General features: G+C 47.7%; 2 protein-coding genes. Both read left to right on the forward strand.

All coding sequences use genetic code 11. The features are described 5' to 3' along the window. Positions 1 to 482: FtsW/RodA/SpoVE family cell cycle protein (locus R8O70_RS24945; protein ID WP_318184431.1), on the forward strand; the 482-nt coding region annotated here is incomplete at its 5' end. Beyond that, positions 469 to 1536: an undecaprenyldiphospho-muramoylpentapeptide beta-N-acetylglucosaminyltransferase gene (gene murG, locus R8O70_RS24950; RefSeq protein WP_005458193.1), complete on the forward strand. Its 1068-nt coding sequence runs from the start codon at positions 469 to 471 to the stop codon at positions 1534 to 1536. The genes R8O70_RS24945 and murG, both read left to right, overlap by 14 nt. Positions 1537 to 1632: the final 96 nt, after the last annotated feature.

Below are 1632 nucleotides of genomic sequence, written 5' to 3' on the forward strand. Positions count from 1 at the left end.
GTAGCGGCTATCAGTTGACTCAGTCTTTGATGGCGTTTGGTCGCGGAGAATGGTTTGGTCAAGGGTTAGGGAACTCAATTCAAAAACTGGAATACCTACCAGAAGCGCACACCGACTTTGTATTTGCGGTATTGGCTGAAGAGCTTGGTTTCGTCGGTGTTGTTTTAGTGCTGATGTTGATTTTTAGCTTGGTACTTAAAGCTGTGTATATCGGCAAACGTGCTTTTGAAGAAGGCGAGATGTTTGGTGGTTACTTAGCGTTTGGTATTGGTATTTGGTTTGCGTTTCAAACCATGGTCAATGTGGGCGCAGCCGCTGGTATTGTTCCAACCAAAGGTTTGACGCTTCCACTAATCAGTTATGGTGGTTCCAGTCTGATTATTATGTCCGTTGCAGTGTCCATATTGCTGCGTATCGATCACGAATGCCGCTTGAAACGCGAGCAACAACAATCAGAACAACAGACGAATGAAACAGAATAAACGTTTGATGGTGATGGCCGGTGGTACCGGCGGTCACGTATTCCCAGGTTTGGCGGTTGCAAAGCAGCTTCAAGAACAAGGCTGGGAGATCCGTTGGTTAGGTACAGCGGATCGAATGGAAGCCGATTTGGTGCCAAAGCATGGTATTGAGATCGACTTTATCAAAGTAAAAGGTCTGCGAGGCCAAGGCGTTAAACGTCTTTTAGCTGCCCCTTTTCAAATTATTAATGCCATCATGCAAGCACGAGCGCACATGAAGCGCTGGCAGCCGGATGCCGTTTTAGGTATGGGCGGCTATGTGAGTGGTCCGGGTGGTATCGCGGCTTGGTTAAGCGGTATCCCGGTTGTACTACACGAACAAAACGCGGTTGCAGGTTTAACAAATCAATGGCTATCAAAGATCGCTAAGAAAGTCTTTCAAGCGTTTCCCGGCGCATTTCCTTCTGCGGCGGTTGTCGGTAACCCAGTACGTGAAGACGTAACGCAGTTGGATGAGCCCGCTCAACGTATGCAAGAGAGAGAAGGACCAATTCGTATTCTTGTTATGGGCGGCAGCCAAGGGGCGCGTATTCTTAATCAAACATTGCCAGCGGTGATGGCAAACTTGGGACAAGACTACTGTATTCGTCATCAAGCAGGTAAAGGCGCAGCGCAAGAAGTGCAAGCTGCTTATCAAGCGAACAATGTTGCTAATGCAGAAGTGACCGAGTTTATCGATGATGTTGCACAAGCGTATGCGTGGGCAGATCTGCTAGTGTGCCGTTCTGGCGCATTGACGGTATCTGAAGTCTCAGCAGCAGGTGTAGGCGCGATTTTTATCCCGTTCATGCATAAAGACCGTCAACAGGCACTGAATGCCGACCACTTAGTGGAATGCGGTGCTGCGAAGATGATTGAACAACCTGATTTAACCGTGGAGTCTTTGACTCAACAGATCCAACAATTGGATCGCCAAGCTTTACTTTCAATGGCTCAAAAGGCACGCAGTGCCGCAAAATTAGATGCTGACAAAGTTGTCGCACAAGCCATTGTCGCTTTGACCGAAAAGCGTTAACGAATTATTGAGAATCGAATTAATGACTATCCAACATACACAAGACTTAGCTCAGATTCGCGCGATGGTACCAGAAATGCGTCGCGTGAAATGCAT

It is taken from the genome of Vibrio sp. 779(2023) (assembly GCF_033344285.1).
GTDB lineage: Bacteria > Pseudomonadota > Gammaproteobacteria > Enterobacterales > Vibrionaceae > Vibrio > Vibrio alginolyticus.

Coding starts and splice junctions, on each gene's coding strand:
- murG (WP_005458193.1), top strand. CDS start 469: ATGAAACAGAATAAACGTTTGATGGTGATGGCCGGTGGTACCGGCGGT.